This is a genomic window from Paraburkholderia sp. BR10872, from assembly GCF_040965835.1.
Lineage (GTDB): Bacteria > Pseudomonadota > Gammaproteobacteria > Burkholderiales > Burkholderiaceae > Paraburkholderia > Paraburkholderia nodosa_A.
Genome location: NZ_JBFRCN010000150.1, coordinates 1 through 743 on the forward strand (window position 1 = coordinate 1; position 743 = coordinate 743).

Sequence of the window (743 nt, forward strand, 5' to 3'; positions counted from 1 at the left end):
ACGCTGCAGGAGCGCGGCGCGGCCACGCTCGACTACGGCAACAACATCCGCCAGATGGCGCTCGAAATGGGCGTGGACAACGCGTTCGATTTCCCGGGCTTCGTGCCGGCATATATCCGTCCGCTGTTCTGCGAGGGCAAGGGCCCCTTCCGCTGGGTGGCGCTTTCGGGCGATCCTGAGGATATCTACAAGACGGACGCCAAGGTCAAGGAACTGATCCCCGACGATCCGCACCTGCACAACTGGCTCGACATGGCGCGCGAGCGCATCGCGTTCCAGGGCCTGCCCGCGCGTATCTGCTGGGTGGGCGTGAAGGATCGCTACCGTCTCGGCCAGGCGTTCAACGAGATGGTCAAGAACGGCGAGCTGAAGGCGCCGGTCGTCATCGGCCGCGACCACCTCGACACCGGCTCGGTGGCGAGCCCGAACCGCGAAACGGAATCGATGAAGGACGGCTCGGACGCGGTGAGCGACTGGCCGCTGCTCAATGCGCTGCTGAACACGGCGGGCGGTGCGTCGTGGGTGTCGCTGCACCACGGCGGCGGCGTGGGCATGGGCTTCTCGCAGCACTCGGGGGTGGTGATCGTGGCGGACGGTACGCAGGCGGCGCACGAGCGTCTGGGCCGCGTGCTGCTCAACGATCCGGCCACGGGCGTGATGCGCCACGCGGATGCCGGCTACGAACTCGCGCAGCAGACCGCGCGCGAGGCAGGCCTCAAGCTGCCGATGCTCGGCCGATGAGC

Annotated in this window: 1 protein-coding gene; it reads left to right on the forward strand. The window is 68.0% G+C overall.

Translation table 11 applies throughout. The features are described 5' to 3' along the window. Nucleotides 1-741 (forward strand): urocanate hydratase (hutU, locus tag AB4Y43_RS40460; protein ID WP_368730288.1); only part of this gene is annotated, 741 nt, incomplete at its 5' end. Nucleotides 742-743: the final 2 nt, after the last annotated feature.